Below are 19,847 nucleotides of genomic sequence, written 5' to 3'. Positions count from 1 at the left end.
ATTGTGTGCCTCCCGCACGCACGGCCGCAAGACTTTCGACGGGACGATGCGGTCTCTCGATGGTTCGATGGGGCGGTGACTCGAACACCGGCGACCACGAACACGCGCACTCGCGGCATCACCGCCGTCATCGAGGGGTTCTTCGCCTTCATGTGGTTCGGCTGGGGATCGGCCGAGGCGCCCGACTGGCTCCGCACGGTGCTCCTGGTGGGTCAGGTGGTCGCCGGACTCGTCGTGATCGTGGGCATCATGACGGCGGTCCGCAGCACCGGGGAACACACTCCGATGGCCGATCCACAGGTACGACGGCGGTACAACGTCGTCGTGGGCGCCGAGTTCGGGGTCCTCTTCGCCGGTGCGATTCTGCTGGGATCGCTCGGGCTCGGGGCGTGGACCGCGGTGTGGATCTGCGCCGGTGTCGGTATCCACTTCTTCCCGTTGGCCCGAATGTTCGGCGACCTGTGGCTGGTCCCGCTGGGCGTGGCAGTCACCGCGATCGCGGTGGTGGCGCTCGTCGTCGGGCTGGCCACCGACGTCGCACCGAGCACCGTCACCGGACCGGGCGCCGGACTGCTGCTACTCGTCGCTGCCGTCGCGGTGCTCGCGACGTCCCGGCCCGCCGGCCGACGCCCGGACGCGTCGACCCGGTCCGGGGCGCGACTGCCGGAACATCCCTGAGGCTCCCGCTACTGCGATCACCAGCAGCACACCGACGAACCCGACCGTCGCCGGCCAGCCGCCCCACGCATAGGCGACACCCGCCGCGGCCCCGGCGACACTCGACCCCAGGTAGTACGAGAACAGGTACATCGACGACGCCTCCGCGCGATGCTCGGTGGCGAGCAACCCCACCCATCCGCTGGCCACCGAATGCGCGGCGAAGAAGCCGCCGGTGAACAGCAGCATCCCCAGCAGGACCAGCGGCAGCAACGGCGTCAGCGTGATCACCAGCCCGGCCGCCATCACCGCCACCGCACCGAGCAGGACCGTCGCACGCCCGAATCGGTCCGCGGCGGCGCCCGCCGCAGCCGACGTGTAGGTGCCCGCGAGGTACATCAGGAACACCAGACCCACCAGCGCCTCGGGCAGTGAGAACGGCTCCGCGAGCAGCCGGAAGCCGAGGAAGTTGTAGGCGGACACGAAGCCGCCCATCAGCAGGAACCCCAAGGAGAACAGCGTCGCGAGCGCCGGATTACGAAGGTGTCCAGCCAGATTCGCGAGCACGATGCGCGGATGCACGCGCTGCGGCCGGAAGTTGCGCGACGGTGGGAGCTTGCGGGTCATGACCACGGCGAGCACCAACGCCAGCACCGACGCCGCCTCCATCGCCCAGCGCCACGACGCGACGTCGAGCACCGCCGACGGGACGAGCCGGCCCACGAGACCGCCGATCGTGGTGCCCGCGATGTACCGACCCATCGCCGATCCCAGATCGCGGGAGCCCACTTCCTCGGCGAGGTACGCCATCGCGACCGCCGGAATCCCGGCCAGTGCCATCCCCTGCACGGCCCGCCCGACCAACAGCACCTCGATGCTCGGACTCAGGGGCACCAGCACCCCGAGCACACTCGACACCGCCGCGGAGGTCACCATCACCCGGGTCCGGCCGAAACGCTCCGACAGCACGCTCGCCGGAATGATCGCGACGGCCACCATGCCGGTCGTGACCGACACCGCGAGCGCGGCCACCGCCGGGGCCACCCCGAAGTCGTCCGTCAGCGCCGGCAGCAGCGCCTGCGCCGAGTACATCGAGACGAACGTGGTGAGTCCGGCCGCGAACAGCGCGAGGGTGATCGCGCGGTACTCCCGCGATCCTCGGGTCGGGCGATCGTCGCGCGGGTTCGTCGCCCCCGCGACCGTGTTCTTCATGCATCTGCCTCCGTCGACCATCTTCGCGATGCGACGTAGACAAAGGAAATGCATTTCTCAACAGCTGGTGATGCATCCTGTGCATAAGCTTGCAGGGTGGAACTGATCGAGAGCCTGCGCTGGTTCGTCGCACTCGCCGAGACCGAGCAGGTCACGGCCGCGTCGGACATGCTGCGCATCTCCCAGCCGACGTTGTCGCGTCGCCTGGCCCGGCTCGAACGCGACCTGGGCGTCGCACTGTTCGACCGCCACGGACGCCGGCTCGAGATCAACGACAGCGGGCGGGTGCTCCTCGAGCACGCACGCCGGGCCCTCACCGAGCTGTCGACAGCGCAGCGGGAGATCGCGACACTGGGCAGCCCCGACGGTGGAACCGTGCGGCTGGGCTTCCTGCATTCGTTCGGAACCTGGCTGGTCCCGGAGGTGCTGCGGGCCTATCGCGACGAGCGCCCCAAGGTCACGTTCTCCCTCTACCAGGACGCCGCCCAGGCCCTCGTCGACCGCGTCGTGGAGGGCCGCGACGATCTGGCGTTCGTGTCACCGAGGCCGCGGACGCCGCAGGTCCAGTGGGCCGCGGTCACACACCAGCGACTCGCCCTCGCGGTCCCGGCCGGTCACCCGCTGAGCAGCAGCACCTCCCTGGACCTCGGCGCCGCGGCCGACGAACCGTTCATCGGGATGCACGAGGACTACGGGATGCGTCGCATCTTCGACGAGTTGTGCGCCGAGGCGGGCGTCGTGCCGACCGTGGTCTTCGAGTCGAGCGAGCTGGCCACCATCGGCGGCCTGGTGTCGGCGTCGCTCGGTGTCGCGGTGATGCCGTGGCAGGAGCCGCACGCCTGGCCCGAGGGCGTGACGCTCGTCCCCCTGCGCGGCGCCGGACGCGATATCGGCATCGTCTGGGCGAGCGGACGGCCACTGCCGCTCGCCGCGGAGCGGTTCCTCCGATTCACAGCAGATTCACAGTGGGGAGAAGCGTGGAAAACGGGCTCCCCGAAGGTCACCGACGTGTAACGTCCGACACAGACGACACGGTGAACTCGGTATCGGCGAGGCCACAGGGGACGTGCCGCCCCAGGGGGATTACGCAGCGGCATCCACTGCCACCCGGCCCCCTTCCCTTCGAACCTACGGTACCGTAGGTTTGCAGTACGTTCCCCGAGGAATGCGTGTCCCCCAACTCGTTACGGAGGCAGAATCGGATGTCGCGGGATCTCACCCAGCTCGAGCTGCTGCAGGAGCTGCAGCCTGTTGCCGAAGAGAACGTCAATCGGCATCTCTCGATGGCCAAGGATTGGCATCCGCACGATTACGTCCCGTGGGACGAGGGCCGTAACTTCGCCGCGATGGGCGGCGAGGACTGGGATCCCGAGCAGTCTCGCCTGGGCGAGGTCGCCAAGGCCGCGATGATCACCAACCTGCTCACCGAGGACAACCTCCCCTCCTACCACCGCGAGATCGCCGAGAACTTCTCGCGCGACGGCGCCTGGGGCACCTGGGTAGGCCGGTGGACCGCCGAGGAGAACCGCCACGGGATCGTGATGCGCGACTACCTCGTTGTCACCCGCGGCGTCGACCCGGTGGAACTCGAGAACGCCCGCATGATCCACATGACCAACGGCTACAACTCACCGGCCGGCGACAGCGTAGGCCTGCTGCACTCGGTCTCGTACGTGACGTTCCAGGAACTCGCGACCCGCGTCTCGCACCGCAACACGGGCAAGGCCTGCCAGGACCCGGTCGCCGACAAGATGCTCCAGCGCATCGCGGCCGACGAGAACCTCCACATGATCTTCTACCGGAACATCTGTGGCGCGGCGATGGACATCGCACCCGATCAGACACTCAAGGCCGTGACCGACATCATCAAGAACTTCCAGATGCCCGGCGCCGGTATGCCGAACTTCCGCCGCAACGGCGTGCTGATGGCCAAGCACGGCATCTACGACCTGCGTCAGCACCTCGAAGAGGTCGTGATGCCGGTGCTCCGCAAGTGGAACGTCTTCGATCGCACCGACTTCACTGCGCGCGGCGAGGACACCCGCGAGGAACTGGCGGTATTCCTCGAGGATCTCGAGAAGCAGGCCACCAAGTTCGAGGAGATGCGCGACCGGTCGCTGGCCCGCGAGGCCGCGCGCGCCGAGAAGGCCTCCTGACAGGTCGCCACCTGCCCCGTTGCAGCTATCCTGTGCCCGGTACCGGATTCGGTACCGGGCACAGTCTTTTCTCCCGTAGTAGTTATCCCGAGGTCTTCATGTCACCCCTTCGCATCGGCCCCCTCGAGCTGGGCAGCCCGGTCGTGCTGGCCCCCATGGCCGGCATCACGAACGTCGCGTTCCGCACCCTGTGCCGTGAACTCGAACTCGAGCGCGCCGGAAGCACGTCGGGCCTGTACGTCTGCGAGATGGTGACGGCGCGCGCACTGGTCGAGCGGCATCCGGTGACGATGCACATGACCACGTTCGGCCCCACCGAGACGCCCAGGTCGCTGCAGCTGTACACCGTCGACCCCGAGATCACGTACGCCGCCGCGAAGATGATCGTCGACGAGAACATGGCCGACCACATCGACATGAACTTCGGCTGCCCCGTCCCCAAGGTCACCCGCAAGGGCGGCGGCTCGGCGCTGCCGTACAAGCGCCGCCTGTTCGGGCAGATCGTCGCCGCCGCGGTGAAGGCGACCGAGGGCACCGACATCCCGGTGACGGTGAAGATGCGCATCGGCATCGACGCCGAGCATCACACGCACCTCGACGCGGGACGCATCGCCGCCGCGGAGGGTGCCGCCGCCGTCGCGCTGCACGGCCGCACCGCGTCGCAGCGCTACTCGGGCACCGCCGACTGGAGCGAGATCGCCCGGCTCAAGGAACACGTCACCGACATCCCGGTGCTCGGCAACGGCGATATCTTCGCTGCCGAGGACGCCGCGAAGATGATGGCAGAGACGGGCTGCGACGGTGTCGTCGTCGGACGTGGCTGCCTGGGCCGACCGTGGCTGTTCGCCGAGCTCAGCGCCGCCCTCAACGACAAGCAGATCCCGACGCCGCCGACGCTCGGCGAGGTCGCCGCGATCATGCTGCGGCACGGTCGGCTGCTGGCCGACCACCACGGCGAGGACCGCGGTATGCGCGAGATGCGCAAGCACATCGCGTGGTACATGCGCGGGTTCCCGGCCGGCTCGGAACTGCGCAACGGGATGGCCCGGGTGTCCTCGCTCGCCGAACTCGAGGGCTTCCTCGGCCAGCTCGACCCGACGGTGCCCTTCCCCAAGGACGCCGAGGGCCCGCGCGGCCGCCAGGGTTCGCCCGGCACCGTCGCGCTGCCCGACGGCTGGCTCGACGACCCCGAGGACACCCTCGTCCCCGAGGGTGCCGACATCATGCATTCCGGCGGATAGCCCCGGCCGATCACCACCGACGCCTAGACTCCGGAGAAGCTGCAGATCCTCGAGGATTCTTCCGGAGGGAGACGTCGTGGCCGCTTCACCCACCGATTCCGATGCCTGGCCCGCACTGCGGGTCTCGGACTGGGAACCCACCCGCGACACCCTGCACATGTGGACGCAGATCGTCGGCAAGGTCCGTCTGGCCCACACCCCGCTGGTCAACCACTGGTGGCAGGTGCCGCTGTACGTGAGCGCGCGGGGACTGACGACGTCGGCGATCCCGTACCGCAACCGCGTCTTCGACATCGAGTTCGACTTCTGCGACCACCGCCTGACCATCCGTGACAGCAACGGATCGGCGCGGGGATTCGCGCTCGAACCGATGCCGGTCGCGAAGTTCTACACCCTGATCACCGGCGCGCTCGACGAGTTGGGCATCGAGACACACATCACGGCGACCCCTAACGAGGTGGTCACGGCGATCCCGTTCGCCGAGGACACCGCGCACGCGTCCTACGACGCGCACGCGGCCAACCTGTTCTGGCGGCAGCTGATCCAGGTCGACCGCGGGATCCACGAGTTCCGGTCCCGTTTCCTGGGCAAGGTCAGTCCGGTGCACTTCTTCTGGGGCTCGTTCGACATGGCGTGCACCCGATTCTCGGGACGCACCGCGCCGAAGCATCCGGGTGGCGCACCCCACTGCGGCGACTGGGTGATGGTGGAGGGCTACTCACACGAGCTGTCGAGCTGCGGGTGGTGGCCCGGAGGCGGCGAGGAAGGCGCGTTCTACTCGTACGCCTACCCCGAGCCCGACGGTTTCGCCGACTACCCGGTGGCGCCCGACCAGGCGTTCTACAGCACCGAGCACCGCCAGTTCCTGCTGCCCTACGAGGCCGTCCGGACCGCGGACGACCCCGACGCGACGCTGCAACGATTCCTGCAGACCACATACGAGGCGGCCGCCGACAACGCCGACTGGGATCGCGCCGCGCTCGAGTGCGATCCGCGGCGGTGGCGTTCGAGCCGCTGATCTTCGCGCGCCCGCCTCCAACTGCGACAACCGAACTCCCGCGCGCGCACTGATGCCACGGAGGTCATCCATCAGTATCATTGCGACGTCGTCGAGCGACGGTACTTTTTTGGAGGCGGAGAGGTCAGGGCGAATCGGTGGGTGACGAGCACAATCCCGGTCACGCCGCGCCGGAAGGCCGAGCGCCCTGGGAGCGCCCTCTCGCCGACAGCACCTATCGCGAAGCGCAGGCCCGCAGACACGGGCGTCACGAGTCCGATCCGGGAGCGATCGACACGCCCGGATCCGCGGGCCGACGCGCGGACGACGGCGACACGAGTGAACGGCTGTCCGTCGCCGAACTGATGGAAAAGATGGGCCGGCCCGCGGGCCGGGCCTCCCGCGGGCGGCGCGCCCGAGCGGACGAGGACGACGCCCGAGTCGCCGGCTACGGTTCCGACGTCGACCCGATGGACGATCAGGACCCGACCGAGATCATCCCGTCCGTCACCGACGACGACTACCTGTTCACAGAGGATCCCTACGACGACCCCGAGCCGTCCGCCCCGAACTGGGTGGAAGAGGCCGTGACGACCGCGCCACCCCAGGCCGTCGGCAACCCCCAGCCGACCAGGCTCGCCGCGAGCAAGACCCGCAGGCAACGCAAGCTACTGCTGTTCGGACGGTCCGCCGTCGCGCTCGTCGCGGTCATGGCGCTGCTCGCGACCGGCGTCGTGTGGGGATACCTGAGGACCACCGAGGGCCGGTTCTCGCAGATCGCCGCACTCGACACCGACTCCACCGACATCATCGACCCCGGCGGGCAGACCGGCGACGAGACGTATCTGATCGTCGGCACCGACACCCGCGCCGGAGCCGCCGGAGCGGTGGGCGCCGGCACCGTCGAGGACGCCGAGGGCGCCCGCGCGGACACCGTCATGCTCGTCCACGTCCCGGCCGATCGCAGCCGCGTCGTCGCGGTGTCGTTCCCCCGTGACCTCGACGTGGAGCGGCCGGTCTGTCAGGGCTGGGACAGCACGACCGGCGAATACACCGACGAGACGTACCCCGCCGCCGACGGCGACAAGCTGAACGCCACCTACGCACTCGGCGGACCGAAGTGCCTGGTGAAGGTGATCCAGAAGATATCCGGTGTGAAGATCCGCCACTTCGTCGGCATGGACTTCGCGGGCTTCGAGAACATGGTCAACGAGGTCGGCGGCGTGAAGGTGTGCGTCCCGCAACCACTGATCGACGGTGAGCTGGGCACGATCCTGCCGACGGCGGGCACCCAGACCCTCGACGGCAAGAAGGCGCTCGACTACGTGCGCGCCCGTCACGTCGAGGCGGAGGGCAACGGCGACTACGGCCGGATCAAACGCCAGCAACTGTTCCTGTCGGCGCTGCTGCGTGAGGCGATGTCGAGCAAGGTGCTGTTCGATCCCACCAAGCTCAACGGCTTCATCAACGCGTTCACCCGGGCCACGTTCGTCGAGAACATCGACACCAAGTCGCTACTCACGCTCGGCCAGTCGCTGCGCAACGTCGACGCCGGCGCCGTCACGTTCATCACCGTCCCGACCGCCGGAACCAACGAGTGGGGCAACGAGATCCCCCGACTCGACGACATCAAGGACATCTTCAAGGCGATCATCGACGACGAGCCCCTCCCGGGCGAGAAGCGCACCGAGGACACCAAGAAGGACGCCGCGCCCGCCCCGGACCACGCCGTCGACCAGCTCGCGCTGAGTCCGGAAGAGGTGACGCTCCAGGTATCCAACGGCTCGGGCGTCTCCGGGCTGGCCGCCACGACCGCCGACCAGCTCGCCGCGTATGGGTTCCAGATCTACAGCGTCGGCAACTACACCGGCACCAGCAGCCAGACCGTCGTCCGGTTCTCCCCCGGCCGCGAGGCCGAGGCTGCGACCGTGGCGTCGTCCATCCCCGGTGCGGTGCTCGAATCGGTATCCGGCCTCGGCAACATCGTCGAGGTGGTTCTCGGCAGCGAGTTCGACCGCACCCTCGTCGCCCCCGTCGAGGCCGGCACGCCCGTCGACGCCGGGCACGCACGGGTCGGCGCCGACGAGGAGATCGAGCTGCCCGCCGACCTCGCAGTCACCAACGCGACGGACAATCCCTGCACCTGACCGCCGGAACTGCGCCTGGCATTCACCCACCGTTCACCTGACCGTGGTGACTTGGTTTCCGCTGCACCGTAGGCTGTGACCTCATGCGCGTCGCTTACAACGAACAGATGACCGAGCTCGCCGACACCCTCGGCGAGATGGCGGGCTTGGCCGGGGCGGCCATGGAGAAGGCCACCCAGGCCCTCCTCCACGCCGATCTGGGTCTCGCCGAGCAGGTCATCGGCGAGCACGAGAAGATCACCGAGCTGAGTGTCGTGGCCGAGGAACGGGCGTTCGCCCTCCTTGCCCTGCAGGCCCCGGTCGCCGGCGACCTGCGGTCCGTCGTCAGCGGTATCCAGATCGTCTCCGACATCGACCGCATGGGTGCGCTCGCGCTGCACGTCGCCAAGATCACGCGCCGCCGGCACCCCAACCACGTCCTCCCCGAAGAGGTCAACGGCTACTTCGCCGAGATGGGCCGGATCGCCGTCGCGCTCGGCGCCGGCGCCAAGGAAGTCCTCGAGACCCGCGATCCCGAACGTGCAGCGAAGATGCACGAAGAGGACGACGCGATGGACGACCTGCACCGCCACCTGTTCAGCGTCCTCATGGACCGGGAGTGGTCGCACGGTGTCGCAGCCGCCGTCGACGTGACGCTCCTGGGCCGCTTCTACGAGCGCTTCGCGGACCACACCGTCGAGGTCGCGCGCCGGGTCATCTTCCTCGTCACCGGCAAGATGCCGGTCGAACCGAGCAACGACTCCGACGACCTCACGTCGTACCCGGAGCTGTAGAGCCCCCCAGCACGATCGGCGCGGGGCCCGGCACCGGCCGGACCCCGCGCCGTCTGCGCTACCGGGTCCGCAGATCGAACATGTTCGGATCGGTGACGACGACGTCACCGTCGAACGTCATCCGGTACATCATCGAATTCGACACGCGCTGGAAGATGCCGAACGGCTCCACCGCGTTCGGTGTCCACGCCGGGACCAGGCTCAGCATGTCGATGTCCGTGGCGTTCTGGAATCCCTGCATCACCGCTGACGCGTCGATCGTGTCGAGGGTCTGGGCGACCTCACCGAACGCGCGCACCGACAGCCACGAGAAGATCTCGGTGCCGTTGAGGTTGGCGCGTTCCAGGTTCTCCTCGCCGGACGCGGACATGTCGTCGAGGAACGGGACCAGCCCCGGGAACTGGTCGGTGCTCGACGACGGCGCCGGCACCGGGCTGGTGTAGATCGACGACGTCGCGAACGTACCCAGGTCCTGCAGGTCGGCCTGCGTGAATCCGGTTGCCGCCAGCGCGAATCCGAGTTTCGACCCGAGCTGTTCGAACGCGTCGGCCATCTGGTTGGCCTCGGTGGCGGGCAGCGCCATGATGACGCCCTGCGCTCCGTTGCGCTCGGCCGCCGCGATGAACTGCGTGTAGTCGGTCGCACCGGCACCCACCGCGACCTCGTTGACGATCTCGGCCCCCTTCGCCTTCACCGCGGGCGTGAGCATCTGGCTGAGCATGGCCGCGACCGGGACGTCCGGGCGCATCAGCGACAGCTTGGTCTTGCCCTGCGCGACGAGCGCGTCGACATTGGCGTAGAGCGTGAGCAGCGACCCCGCGAACGGCGTGAACACGTTGGCCGCGGTGAAGTCCGCGATGTTCATCGGGTTCATGCCGATGCGCGGGATACCTGCCTCCGCGAGGATCTGCGACACCGCCTCCGGCGACGCCGGGGTGAAGTCGGCCAGCGTGGCGGTCACGCCCTTGCCGACCATGTCGTTGGCGCAGTCGACCTCCTTGTTGGGATCGCCCATCGAGTCGCACTGGATCAGCTCGAGTGGCCGACCTGATACGCCGCCGCGGGAATTGAGGGCCTGGATCGACGCCGTCATGCCGGCCGCCTGGCTGGCCACCGACACGCCACCCGCCTCGATCGCGAGGATCTGGCCGACCTTGATCGGATCGCCCGTCGCGGCATTCTCGGCGGCGTCGGCGGAACTGTCGTTGCTGCAACCCGAGGCCACGAGGCCGACGGTGGCGAGGGCTGCGATCGCCGGAGCAAGGGTCTTCAGTTTCACGTGATGTCCTTCTCGATAGGCGCTGCACTTCCGGACGAGATGTGGAGCCACGGATCGCGAAACCGTCCCCCTCGGCGCTGTCCGCACCTCCTATCCGGCTTGCCGCAGGAGCGTAGTGAAACTTCGAGCAATGTTTGGGCGATTCGGACAATTGCAGTGAATGCGCAGATAGCTGCCATTGCAAACGACCGAGTAAGACATGAGGCTTATCCTCGGTTATCACCTCGAACGCTCCGGGCCCGCCAACACTGCGGCCGACCTCGCCGGCGGCGGGCATGATCGAGAGGTGATCGACTACCGGACCGCGCGCCTGGCGGCGGGAGTCTTCGCTGCAATCTGCGGACTGTCGGGAGCACTCGGCCTGCTGGCCTCGGCCGTGAGCGTGGAGAACCGGTTCGTGGTCCTGCTGGCGGGACAGACGCCGACACTGCTCGTCATCGCACTGGTCGGCGCCGCCGTCGCCGCGTTCGCCGGGCACTGGGCCGTCCAGGCGGCCTGCCTGGTCGTCTGCGCCGTCGGCGTCGGGGTTCTCGCCCCGCTGTACATCCCCGGCGCGGACGGTGCCGCGACGCCGGACCCGTCCGGTCCGTCGGTGCGAGTCATGCAGGCCAACACCAAGATCGGCCGCGCCGATCCCGCGTCCCTGGTCCGTACCGTGCGCGACCGCGGCGTCGACGTCCTCACCGTCCAGGAACTCACCGACGAGTCGATCGACGGACTGCAGGCCGCCGGCCTCGACGACCTGCTGCCGTACCGGTTCGTGGTGTCGTACGGCCCGGGTGGCGAGGGCGGCGGCATCTACAGCCGCTTCCCGCTGTCGAACACCCGCAATCTGGAGGGCTACCTGTCCGCGAACCTCACCGCGGATCTCGATGTGGGGCTACGAGAACCCGTGTCCCTGTTGGCGGTTCACCCCGCGCCCGCCTACCTGTTCCCGGCGCAGCTGTGGGCGGCGGAACTGCGCGGCCTGCACGGCGAGATGCTCGCGGACGCGCCGCGCGACAACGTCATCGTCAGCGGAGACTTCAACGCGAGCTACACCCAGCGCCAGTACCGTGAGCTGCTCACCGACGGCTACACCGACGCGGCCGACCAGGTGGGCGCCGGGCTGCTGCCCACCATGCCGGCCAACCGTCGGCTCCCCGCGTTCACGGGCATCGACCGCATCATCACCAAGGGCGCCGCGGTGACCGCCCTCGAGCGCATCGAGATCGTCGGATCGGACCACCACGGACTCGTCGCCGACGTCCGGTTGGCCGTTCCCGCGGCCGTCCCTGCGCCGCAGAACGGAACGCGGACCGGGGCCTAGCCGAAGCGGCCGGAGATGTAGTCCTCGGTGGCCTTCTGGGTGGGGTTGGAGAAGATCTTCTCGGTGTCGTCGATCTCGATGAGCCGGCCCGGCTTGCCGGTGGCCTCGAGGTTGAAGAACGCCGTCTGATCGCTCACGCGCGCCGCCTGCTGCATGTTGTGCGTGACGATGACGATCGTGAAGTCCTTCTTGAGCTCGGTGATGAGGTCCTCGATCGCGAGCGTCGAGATCGGATCCAGCGCCGAACACGGCTCGTCCATGAGCAGCACGTCCGGCGAGACCGCGATGGCGCGCGCGATGCACAGACGCTGCTGCTGACCACCGGACAGGCCACCGCCCGGCTTGTCGAGCCGGTCCTTGACCTCGTTCCACAGGTTGGCGCCGCGCAGCGACTCCTCCGCGACCTCGTCGAGCTTCTTCTTGTTGCGCTCGCCCTGCAGCTTGAGGCCGGCGACGACGTTGTCCCGGATGGACATGGTCGGGAAGGGGTTCGGCCGCTGGAAGACCATGCCGATCGTCTTGCGGACGCCCACCGGATCGACGGACGAGCCGTAGATGTCCTCGCCGTCGAGCAGCACCGAGCCCTCGACGCGCGCGCCCGGGGTCACCTCGTGCATGCGGTTGAGGGAGCGCAGCACCGTCGACTTGCCGCAACCGGACGGGCCGATGAACGCGGTGACGCTGCGCGGGGGCACCGACAGCCCGACATCGGCGACGGCGTGGAACTTGCCGTAGTAGATGTTGACGTCCTTGAGATCCAGACGCTTGGCCATTACCGGCTCCCTACTGATGTGAGCGCTAGCTCGAGTATGTGCTGACGAGATTCGGGGGATGCGACGATCGCGGCGATCGCCTCCGATTCGGTGCTCACTTGTTGCGCACCGAAGCGAAGTGACCGATCGTCTTCGCGACGATGTTGAGGACCGCGATCAACAGGATCAGGGTCAGTGCCGCACCCCAGATCCGGTTGGAGCCGGCATCGGTCGGGTTGTTCATCTCCGCGACCATCACGCCGGGCAGCGTGCCCATCTCCCCGCCGAACAGGTTGAAGTTGATGAACGGCGCGTAGCCCACCAGGATCAGCAGCGGCGCGGTCTCGCCGAGCACGCGGGCCAGGGCCAGCATGACGCCGGTGATGATGCCCGGCAGCGCGGTGGGAACGACGATGCGCGCGATGGTCTTCCACTTGGGCACACCCAGCGCGTACGACGCCTCGCGCAGATCGTTCGGCACGATTCGCAGCATCTCCTCGGTGCTGCGCACCACGACCGGCACCATCAGCAGCACCAGCGCCAGCGACACCGCAAACGCCGACTTCGGGAAGCCGAACGTCGCGATCCACAGCGCGTAGATGAACAGGGCCGCGACGATCGACGGGACACCGGAGAGGATGTCGACCATGAAAGTGGTGAGCTTGCCGAGCCGCGAGTTGCCCGCGTACTCCACGAGGTAGACGGCGACGAACAGGCCGAGCGGAACCGACAGCGCCGCACACACCAGTCCCTGCATCAGGGTGCCGATCAGCGCGTGGTAGATACCGCCGCCCTCGGCCGAGGCGGACAAACCGCTGAGCGAGTTCGTGAACCACGTCTGCGACGTGACGGCACCGATGCCCTTGACGATCACCGTCCACAGCACCCACACCAGCGGCACGAGCGCGACGAGCACGGACAGGGTCACCAGCACGGTGGCGGCGACATCGGTGAAACGGCGGCGGAATCCGACGCCCTGGAATGCGGGCGCCTTGATGGGCTTGTCGAGAACGCTGGTCATCGGTCAGTCCCTCTTTCCGGCGATCGCGGCGCGGGCCGCCGCGTTGACCAAGAAGGTGAGTACGAACAGGACCAGGCCGGCGGCGATGTAGGCGCCCGCCTGGATGTTGTTGTTGAACTCGGCGTAACCGAGGGCGATCTTGGACGCGATCGTCGATCCGCTGTCGAACACCGACCAGCTGAACGCCTGCGACGTCGTGCGCAGGATCATGTACAGCGCCATGGTCTCGCCGAGCGCGCGGCCCAGGCCGAGCATCGAGCCACTGATGTAACCCGACTTGCCGAACGGGATGACGGTGGTGCGCACCACCTCCCAGCGGGTGGCACCGAGCGCCAGCGCGGCCTCGATGTGTGCCTTGGGCGTCTGCCCGAACACCTCGCGGGTCACCGCAGTGATCACCGGCAGGATCATCACCGCGAGCACGATGCCGGCGGTGAAGATCGTGCCGCCGCCGCGGATCGAGCCGGAGCCGTCCGCGAAGATCGGGATCCAGCCGAGGTTCTCGTTGAGCCACACCGCAACCGGGGCGATCGCCGGGGCGAAGATCAGCAGGCCCCACAGGCCGTACACGATCGACGGCACCGCGGCGAGCAGGTCGATGACGTAGGCCAGCGGTCGAGCCACCTTCTTCGGCGCGTACTCGGTGAGGAAGATCGCGATGCCGAGCGCCACCGGCATCGCCAGCACGAGCGCGACGAGCGAGACCATCACCGTCACCTGCAGCAGGTCCAGGACACCGAACGCCATCGAGTTGATGTTGTCGGTGTTCCACTCACGGCTGGTGAGGAAGTTGACCTCGTTGCGCTGCAGCGCCGGAATCGCGCGCCAGATCAGGAAGAAGCCGACAGCGGCAACCAGCAACGTGATGAAGACCGCCGACCCCGACGCCAGCGATCCGAAGATCCGGTCGCCGGGACGGGTGACCGTCTTGCGCTTCGTTGTCTCGGGGGAAGTGATCGGGACCTCCGGGGTGCCGTTCGGACCGCCCACCCCGGCCCCGCCGTCCGCGGGGCCGGAGGCGCGTGGTGTTGACCGTGTGCTCGCGTCAGTCATCTGCGCTCACATTCTCTGTCTGAATATAGATGGGCGGTCCGAATGGCGACGGGTCCGATCAGGCGATCGCGGAGATCGACTCGTTGATCTTGGCGCGGAACGACTCCGGCAGCGGCACGTAGCCCTGCTCGGCGAGGGTCTGCTGACCCTCGTTGGCGGCGCTGGTCAGGAAGGACTTCACGGCCGCAGTGGTCGCGGCGTCGTAGCCCTTGGAGCACACGACCTCGTAGGTCGCGAGAACCAGCGGGTAGGCGCCGGCTTCCGTGGTGCCATAGATCGACTTCAGGTCCAGCGTGAGGTCACCGGTGCCCGAGCCCTTGAACGACGCGTTGGCGATGGCCTTCGACGCTGTCTCCTGCGACAGCTTCACCGGGCCGGAGCCGGTGTCGATCTGGGCGGACGGCAGCTTCTGCTGATCCGCGAAGGACTTCTCGACGTAGGTGATCGAACCGGGCGCGGTGGCCACGGCCTGTGCGACACCGGCGGAGCCCTTGGCGCCTTCGCCGACACCACCCTTGAAGTCCGAGCCCGCGCCGGCGGTCCACGCACCGTTGGAAGCAGCCTCGAGGTACTGCTGGAAGTTGTCGCTGGTGCCGGACGAATCCGAACGCACGATCGGGCTGATCTTCTCGTCGGGCAGCTTGACGCCGGAGTTCAGCGCCGCGATGGCCGGATCGTTCCAGTTGGTGATGCCACCGTTGAAGATCTTGGCGATGGTCTCGCCGTTGAGCACCAGGTTGTCGACGCCGTCGAGGTTGTAGGCGATCGCGACCGGGCCGAACACGAGCGGCAGGTTCCACGCGTCGTTGCCCTGGCAGCGGGCCTTCGCCTGATCGGCCTGCTCGCCCTTGATGGCGGAGTCGGAGCCGGCGAAGTCGATCTGGTTCGCGATGAACTGCGTGCGGCCGTCACCGGAACCGCTGGGGTTGTAGGCGACGTTGACGTTCTTGCCCTTCTGCTGGCAAGCCGCGATGTAGGCCGAGGTGAACTCGTCCATCGCGTTCTTCTGCGCGGACGAACCCGCACCGGAGAGCTTGTCCTTGCCGTCGCACAGGGCGGTCGACGCCGACGTGTCGACGGTGGACGACGCGGCATTGTTGTCGCTGCCGCACGCCGTCAGAGACATCGCCGTCACGGCACCGACTGCCACCATTCCGAGCAGTGCGCCGTTTCGCTTGAGGTTCACCCTTGTCCTCCGCTGGTCTAGCGTCTCGCCCGACTCCGGGCGGCATGGGAAGCGCGAATCACGCGTGACTCGCACCGGGCGACCGACTGCCACCCAGGCCAGAAACGTAAGGGGCGCCGGTAGCCAACTGGACCCGGTTCGGTGAACGGAAGGTGAACTCCCGAGAGAAATCTTCGGAGGGGATCGTCACACCCACCCGAACCTGCACGAACAGCCGTTATCGGGACGGGGTGGCGTACGCGACGTCGACGTGGAACCGCTCGAATGCGAGCCGCTCGTACGTGTGCAGCGCCGCGGTGTTGTCGCCCTCGACGTACAGCAGCACCGTCTCCAGGCCGCGGTCGCGCAGGTAGTGCAGCCCGGCCAGCGTCAGCACCCGGCCGAGGCCACGCCCCTGCGCGTCGGGGCCGACGCCGACCACGTACACCTCGCCGAGCGCCGGGGTGTCGTTCTCGGGTGCGTGCACCTTGGTCCAGTGGAAACCGAGGAGGCGGTTCGGGTCCCCCGCAGCCCCCTCTGCCGGGTAGGCGAGGAACAGCCCCGCCGGATCGAACCACGGTTCGGCGCGGCGCTCGTCGACGTCGCGCTGCGTCCAGCTCCCCTGCTCGGGATGCCACGCGAAGGCGGCGGCGTTGACCCGCAACAGCTCCGCGTCGTCCTCCGGTCCGCGATACGTGCGCAGCGTGACCCCGTCCGGCACGACGACGTCGGGCAGTTCGGGGGTCGCGAGCGGCCGGCGCAGCTGCAGCAGCTCACGTGCGCCGACGAGTCCGAGCCGGCGCGCGACCGCGACCGCGGCGGGGAGGTTGCCGTGCGCCCACACCCGGGTGCCGGGACCACCGGCCTCCAGAGCCTCGGCCACCAGCCGTCCACCGATCCCGGCCCCGCGCTCGGCGGGGTCGACCACGACCTCCGCCATCGCGGGATGCTCACCGTGACCGGGCTCGAGTTGCGCATACCCGACGACCCGACCGTCCGAGGTGGACACCAGGTGGCGGACCGAGCCGGCCGCGGTGAGCGCGCGCACGGCGTGCTCGGACACCGGCGCCGTACCGTCCGCCGCGGTGGCCCGTTCGATCATCGCCCGCACGGCCTCCGCCGGCGGTGAATCGATCCAGTCGAGCTGCTGCGTGGCCATCTAATACGCCGATCCGTTGGTGGGAGTGAGGTCGGGGTCGTCGGAGTCGGCGTCGCCGAGGTCGTCCGCGGCGGCGGCCTGCCCCGGCCGGTTCGACGGCCGCGCGGGACGCACGGCCTTGTAGCCGACGTTGCGGACCGTGCCGATCAGCGACTCGTACTCCGAGCCGAGCTTCGCGCGCAGCCGTCGCACATGGACGTCGACCGTGCGGGTGCCGCCGAAGAAGTCGTAGCCCCACACCTCCTGCAGCAGCTGCGCCCGGGTGAACACCCGACCGGCGTGCTGCGCGAGGTACTTGAGGAGTTCGAACTCCTTGTAAGTCAGATCGAGGGGACGACCCCGCAGTCGTGCGGTGTACGTCCCCTCGTCGATCACGAGCTCGCCGAGCGTGATCTTGCCGGCGGATTCCGGACTCGCCACACCCCCGTTGCGGCCGACCAGCAACCGCAGTCGCGCGTCGAGTTCGGCCGGGCCGGTGGTCGGCAACAGAATGTCGTCGAGACCCCAGTCCGAGTTGACGGCCACCAGGCCGCCCTCGGTGAGGACCGCCACGACCGGGACCGCCGACCCGGTGCTGCCGAGCAGTCGGCACAGGCCGCGCGCGGCCGCGAGGTCGGTGCGGGCGTCGACGAGCGCCACATCCGCGGATCCCGCCTCCAGCAGGGACGACACCTCCGTCGGAGCGGGGCGAACGGAATGTGACAGCAGCGCCAACGAGGGCAGCACCGCCTCGGGGTTCTGGTCGGAGGTCAGAAGCAGTAGCTCCACTCCACCTCCCTCTCTCGCGGCACGAATGCCGGCGGAAGAGCCGACACCGAGTGGACCGACGTTCTTGTTTCGGGGACAGATTAGCGCGAGTTTGCGCAGGACCGCCGCACCGGTCCTCGGCGAGGCCGGTAAGAATGATGTGGTGCGGAAACTCATCATCGGACTGGTGTGCCTCGTCGGACTCGTCGTCGTCGTCGACTTCGGCGCTGCCGCCTACTCCGAATACCGCGTCTCGCGCGCGCTCCGCGAGGGCGGCTCCCTCACCGCCGATCCCGAGGTCACCATCCACGGTTTCCCGTTCCTCACCCAGGCGCGGAACGGCAAGTACGACAACGTCGAGGTCCGCGCCCGGCAGGTGCCGAACGACATGATCGGCGAGGTGACCATCGAGGCGACCCTGAACGGCGTGTCGGTGCCGGCGTCGGCCCTGCTCGACGGCTCGGTCCGCACCGTCCCGGTCGATCATCTCGACGGCCGGATGATGATCGACGCCACCGACCTGGGGCGGTTCCTCGGCATCCCTGACCTGCAGGTTTCCGCACCCCCGGCGAGCAAGTCGGACGGCACCGGGGGTTCCGGCGGCTCCGGCTCCCCCACCACCGGCGGGATCGTGCTGACCGGCACGGTGCCGGTGGGTCCGCTGCAGACGTCGGTGAGCGTGCAGGCCGACCTGGTGCTGCGCGGCGAGCAGTTGGTGATCGTGGCGACGGACTTCTATTTCGGGCCGGAGGGCGAGGCCGACTTCACGGTGCCCGCACCGCTCCGGCAGGGGGTGCTCGACCTGTTCACCAAGACGATCGATCCGCAGTCGCTCCCGTTCGGTGTCATGCCCACCGAGGTCTACGCGGAGGGCTCGCAGATCGTCATCGAAGGGTCCGGCGACAACGTCGTCGTCAACCTCGACGAATTGAAGACGAAGCAGTGACCGCAATCACCATCCTGGTCATCGCGGTCGTCGCGACGCTCGCCGTCGGGCTGATCCTGCGCGGCCGCGCCGGTAAGGTCCGCGCATCCACGCCCGCCCCCACGGCCGACGCGGTGGACGACGCGTGGACCGCACAGCTCGCCGCGGCCGGCGTGACGGCCACCGGGCGACCGATCGTTCTGCACTTCTCGGCCGACTGGTGCGGGCCGTGCGCCGCGGTGCGCCGCGTGATCGGGCAGGTGCTCGAGCGCCTCGACGCCGACACCGACGACTCACCCGACTCCCCCACCGCCACCGAGGTGGAGCTCGATATCGACGAGCACCCTTCCCTCGCAAAGACACTCGGTGTCCTGTCCCTGCCGACGACGTTCATTCTCGACGGAGCACTGGTCGAGCGCTTCCGAATTTCCGGTGTGCCGTCGGCCACGGACCTCCAGTCGTCGATCGAGACCCTCCTCACATCCGGGGATTCAATTTCCTGAGAAACCGGGTACGCTGCACCACGTGTACGCCAACCATGAGCTGATGCTCACCCGTCGCCGCGCAGTCGATCTGTGCCGCCTCGGTGGTTGTTGCTGTCCCTGCTGTTGATCACGCAGACGGTCGATCTTTCTTCCCAGCGTTCTCGCTGACGGACCCGTCCGTGATCGGTGAAACCCCGAAATCCGGTCCCTGCCGCGTTCCCACGTCGGCATGTCAGCACTCGGTAGCCCGCAGGAGCACACCCAGATGTCCACTCCCACACTCCAGAACCAGCAGGTCGACGTCCGCGGTCCACGCTTTGCCGCATGGATCACCACCGCTGTCCTCGTCGCGGCGCTGGTGCTGTCGACCGTCTCGACCCTCGCCGCCGGCCTGCTGCTGGCAGCACAGGCGGTCGTGTTCGCGATCGGTGCCGTCGCCGGCCCGCGTCGCAGCCCGTACGGGCGGCTCTTCGCGACGCTGGTCGCGCCGCGTCTGAGCCCCACCGTCGAACGCGAGTCCGTCGCACCGTTGCGGTTCGCGCAGCTCGTCGGTCTGGTCTTCGCGGCCGTCGGCACCGTCGCGTTCCTGCTCGGCGCCGGCCTCGTCGGCGGAATCGCCACCGGCTTCGCGCTGTTCGCGGCCCTGCTCAACGCCGCGTTCGGGATCTGCCTCGGCTGCCAGATCTACCCGCTCGCCAACCGCCTGCGCGGCGGCGCGACCCCCAGCGCGGCCTGAGCCGCAGTACTTCGCTCCACCCGTGCGGGCCCT

At 68.4% G+C, this 19,847-nt stretch carries 20 protein-coding genes; 12 read left to right on the top strand and 8 right to left on the bottom strand.

From position 1 onward, the window contains the following. Nucleotides 1-75 precede the first annotated feature (75 nt). Nucleotides 76-678, top strand: coding sequence for a hypothetical protein (locus HUN07_RS05365; RefSeq protein WP_174908367.1), 603 nt, complete (start codon nt 76-78; stop codon nt 676-678). Here HUN07_RS05365 and HUN07_RS05360 read toward each other — a convergent pair. Further along, nucleotides 577-1,869, bottom strand: a complete 1,293-nt coding sequence (locus HUN07_RS05360) for an MFS transporter (protein WP_174908365.1) — start codon at nt 1,867-1,869, stop codon at nt 577-579. The two genes, HUN07_RS05365 and HUN07_RS05360, sit on opposite strands and share 102 nt — an antisense overlap. A 96-nt stretch (nt 1,870-1,965) precedes the next feature. Here HUN07_RS05360 and HUN07_RS05355 point away from each other — a divergent pair, with 96 nt between their 5' ends. The 6 genes from HUN07_RS05355 to phoU all read left to right on the top strand — a co-directional run bounded on the left by HUN07_RS05355 (nt 1,966) and on the right by phoU (nt 9,183). Further along, complete coding sequence (locus tag HUN07_RS05355; protein WP_174908364.1) at nt 1,966-2,883, top strand: LysR family transcriptional regulator; 918 nt, start codon at nt 1,966-1,968, stop codon at nt 2,881-2,883. Nucleotides 2,884-3,071: 188 nt separating this feature from the next. Further along, nucleotides 3,072-4,025 (top strand): acyl-ACP desaturase, encoded by a 954-nt coding sequence (locus HUN07_RS05350; RefSeq protein ID WP_114720830.1) that lies wholly within the window; start codon nt 3,072-3,074, stop codon nt 4,023-4,025. Nucleotides 4,026-4,123: 98 nt separating this feature from the next. Further along, nucleotides 4,124-5,266, top strand: coding sequence for a tRNA dihydrouridine synthase DusB (gene dusB / locus HUN07_RS05345; protein ID WP_114720827.1), 1,143 nt, complete (start codon nt 4,124-4,126; stop codon nt 5,264-5,266). Between the two features lie 76 nt (nt 5,267-5,342). After that, nucleotides 5,343-6,284 (top strand): DUF5996 family protein, encoded by a 942-nt coding sequence (locus HUN07_RS05340; protein WP_174908362.1) that lies wholly within the window; start codon nt 5,343-5,345, stop codon nt 6,282-6,284. 137 nt (nt 6,285-6,421) lie between these two features. Then, a complete protein-coding gene (locus HUN07_RS05335; protein ID WP_174908360.1) occupies nt 6,422-8,410 on the top strand; it encodes an LCP family protein in 1,989 nt (662 codons plus the stop codon). An 83-nt stretch (nt 8,411-8,493) separates the two neighbouring features. Next, nucleotides 8,494-9,183, top strand: coding sequence for a phosphate signaling complex protein PhoU (gene phoU, locus HUN07_RS05330; protein WP_114720818.1), 690 nt, complete (start codon nt 8,494-8,496; stop codon nt 9,181-9,183). 58 nt (nt 9,184-9,241) lie between these two features. On the opposite strand, the gene HUN07_RS05325 is transcribed toward phoU, so the two are convergent. Further along, the gene (locus tag HUN07_RS05325; protein WP_174908358.1) at nt 9,242-10,462 is read right to left on the bottom strand and encodes an ABC transporter substrate-binding protein; all 1,221 of its coding nucleotides are present in this window, start codon (nt 10,460-10,462) and stop codon (nt 9,242-9,244) included. 199 nt (nt 10,463-10,661) lie between these two features. Between HUN07_RS05325 and HUN07_RS05320 the strand changes: the two genes are divergently transcribed. After that, on the top strand, nt 10,662-11,771 hold the full coding sequence (locus tag HUN07_RS05320; protein ID WP_174908356.1) for an endonuclease/exonuclease/phosphatase family protein: 1,110 nt from the start codon (nt 10,662-10,664) through the stop codon (nt 11,769-11,771). Here the strand turns inward: HUN07_RS05320 and pstB are convergent. The 6 genes from pstB to HUN07_RS05290 form a co-directional block, all read right to left on the bottom strand. After that, the gene (gene pstB, locus HUN07_RS05315) at nt 11,768-12,544 is read right to left on the bottom strand and encodes a phosphate ABC transporter ATP-binding protein PstB (protein WP_114720809.1); all 777 of its coding nucleotides are present in this window, start codon (nt 12,542-12,544) and stop codon (nt 11,768-11,770) included. The genes HUN07_RS05320 and pstB overlap by 4 nt on opposite strands. Nucleotides 12,545-12,638: 94 nt before the next feature. Then, the gene (pstA, locus tag HUN07_RS05310) at nt 12,639-13,544 is read right to left on the bottom strand and encodes a phosphate ABC transporter permease PstA (RefSeq protein ID WP_114720806.1); all 906 of its coding nucleotides are present in this window, start codon (nt 13,542-13,544) and stop codon (nt 12,639-12,641) included. A gap of 3 nt (nt 13,545-13,547) precedes the next feature. After that, on the bottom strand, nt 13,548-14,597 hold the full coding sequence (pstC, locus tag HUN07_RS05305; RefSeq protein ID WP_114720803.1) for a phosphate ABC transporter permease subunit PstC: 1,050 nt from the start codon (nt 14,595-14,597) through the stop codon (nt 13,548-13,550). Between the two features lie 58 nt (nt 14,598-14,655). Beyond that, nucleotides 14,656-15,783 carry a phosphate ABC transporter substrate-binding protein PstS gene (gene pstS, locus HUN07_RS05300; RefSeq protein WP_114720801.1) on the bottom strand — a complete coding sequence of 376 codons (1,128 nt, stop codon included), beginning with the start codon at nt 15,781-15,783 and terminating at the stop codon, nt 14,656-14,658. A gap of 217 nt (nt 15,784-16,000) precedes the next feature. Further along, the gene (gene mshD / locus HUN07_RS05295) at nt 16,001-16,921 is read right to left on the bottom strand and encodes a mycothiol synthase (RefSeq protein WP_174908354.1); all 921 of its coding nucleotides are present in this window, start codon (nt 16,919-16,921) and stop codon (nt 16,001-16,003) included. Further along, nucleotides 16,922-17,689 (bottom strand): winged helix-turn-helix transcriptional regulator, encoded by a 768-nt coding sequence (locus HUN07_RS05290; RefSeq protein WP_114720795.1) that lies wholly within the window; start codon nt 17,687-17,689, stop codon nt 16,922-16,924. Between the two features lie 142 nt (nt 17,690-17,831). On the opposite strand from HUN07_RS05290, the gene HUN07_RS05285 reads away from it, so the two are divergent. The 4 genes from HUN07_RS05285 to HUN07_RS05275 all read left to right on the top strand — a co-directional run bounded on the left by HUN07_RS05285 (nt 17,832) and on the right by HUN07_RS05275 (nt 19,814). Next, nucleotides 17,832-18,614 carry an LmeA family phospholipid-binding protein gene (locus HUN07_RS05285; protein ID WP_174908352.1) on the top strand — a complete coding sequence of 261 codons (783 nt, stop codon included), beginning with the start codon at nt 17,832-17,834 and terminating at the stop codon, nt 18,612-18,614. After that, complete coding sequence (locus HUN07_RS05280) at nt 18,611-19,096, top strand: thioredoxin family protein (protein ID WP_174908350.1); 486 nt, start codon at nt 18,611-18,613, stop codon at nt 19,094-19,096. Before HUN07_RS05285 ends, HUN07_RS05280 begins: the two co-directional genes overlap by 4 nt. Next, entirely contained in the window at nt 19,026-19,205 is a 180-nt protein-coding gene (locus HUN07_RS27375) for a putative leader peptide (RefSeq protein ID WP_368077031.1), read from the top strand. The genes HUN07_RS05280 and HUN07_RS27375 overlap by 71 nt, the downstream gene beginning before the upstream one ends. 138 nt (nt 19,206-19,343) lie before the next feature. Continuing rightward, nucleotides 19,344-19,814, top strand: a complete 471-nt coding sequence (locus tag HUN07_RS05275; RefSeq protein WP_174908348.1) for a DUF4395 domain-containing protein — start codon at nt 19,344-19,346, stop codon at nt 19,812-19,814. Nucleotides 19,815-19,847: the final 33 nt, after the last annotated feature.

Source organism: Rhodococcus sp. W8901, assembly GCF_013348805.1.
Classification (GTDB): domain Bacteria; phylum Actinomycetota; class Actinomycetes; order Mycobacteriales; family Mycobacteriaceae; genus Prescottella.
Note: the sequence above shows the minus strand (reverse complement) of the source record. Positions and strands in the feature narration are given on the sequence as shown.

Excerpts from the sequence above, each read along its gene's own strand:
- HUN07_RS05360 (WP_174908365.1), bottom strand. The coding sequence starts at position 1,869 with ATGAAGAACACGGTCGCGGGGGCGACGAACCCGCGCGACGATCGCCCG.
- HUN07_RS05350 (WP_114720830.1), top strand. The coding sequence starts at position 3,072 with ATGTCGCGGGATCTCACCCAGCTCGAGCTGCTGCAGGAGCTGCAGCCT.
- dusB (WP_114720827.1), top strand. The coding sequence starts at position 4,124 with ATGTCACCCCTTCGCATCGGCCCCCTCGAGCTGGGCAGCCCGGTCGTG.
- phoU (WP_114720818.1), top strand. The coding sequence starts at position 8,494 with ATGCGCGTCGCTTACAACGAACAGATGACCGAGCTCGCCGACACCCTC.
- HUN07_RS05320 (WP_174908356.1), top strand. The coding sequence starts at position 10,662 with ATGAGGCTTATCCTCGGTTATCACCTCGAACGCTCCGGGCCCGCCAAC.
- pstB (WP_114720809.1), bottom strand. The coding sequence starts at position 12,544 with ATGGCCAAGCGTCTGGATCTCAAGGACGTCAACATCTACTACGGCAAG.
- pstA (WP_114720806.1), bottom strand. The coding sequence starts at position 13,544 with ATGACCAGCGTTCTCGACAAGCCCATCAAGGCGCCCGCATTCCAGGGC.
- pstC (WP_114720803.1), bottom strand. The coding sequence starts at position 14,597 with ATGACTGACGCGAGCACACGGTCAACACCACGCGCCTCCGGCCCCGCG.
- mshD (WP_174908354.1), bottom strand. The coding sequence starts at position 16,921 with ATGGCCACGCAGCAGCTCGACTGGATCGATTCACCGCCGGCGGAGGCC.
- HUN07_RS05275 (WP_174908348.1), top strand. The coding sequence starts at position 19,344 with ATGTCCACTCCCACACTCCAGAACCAGCAGGTCGACGTCCGCGGTCCA.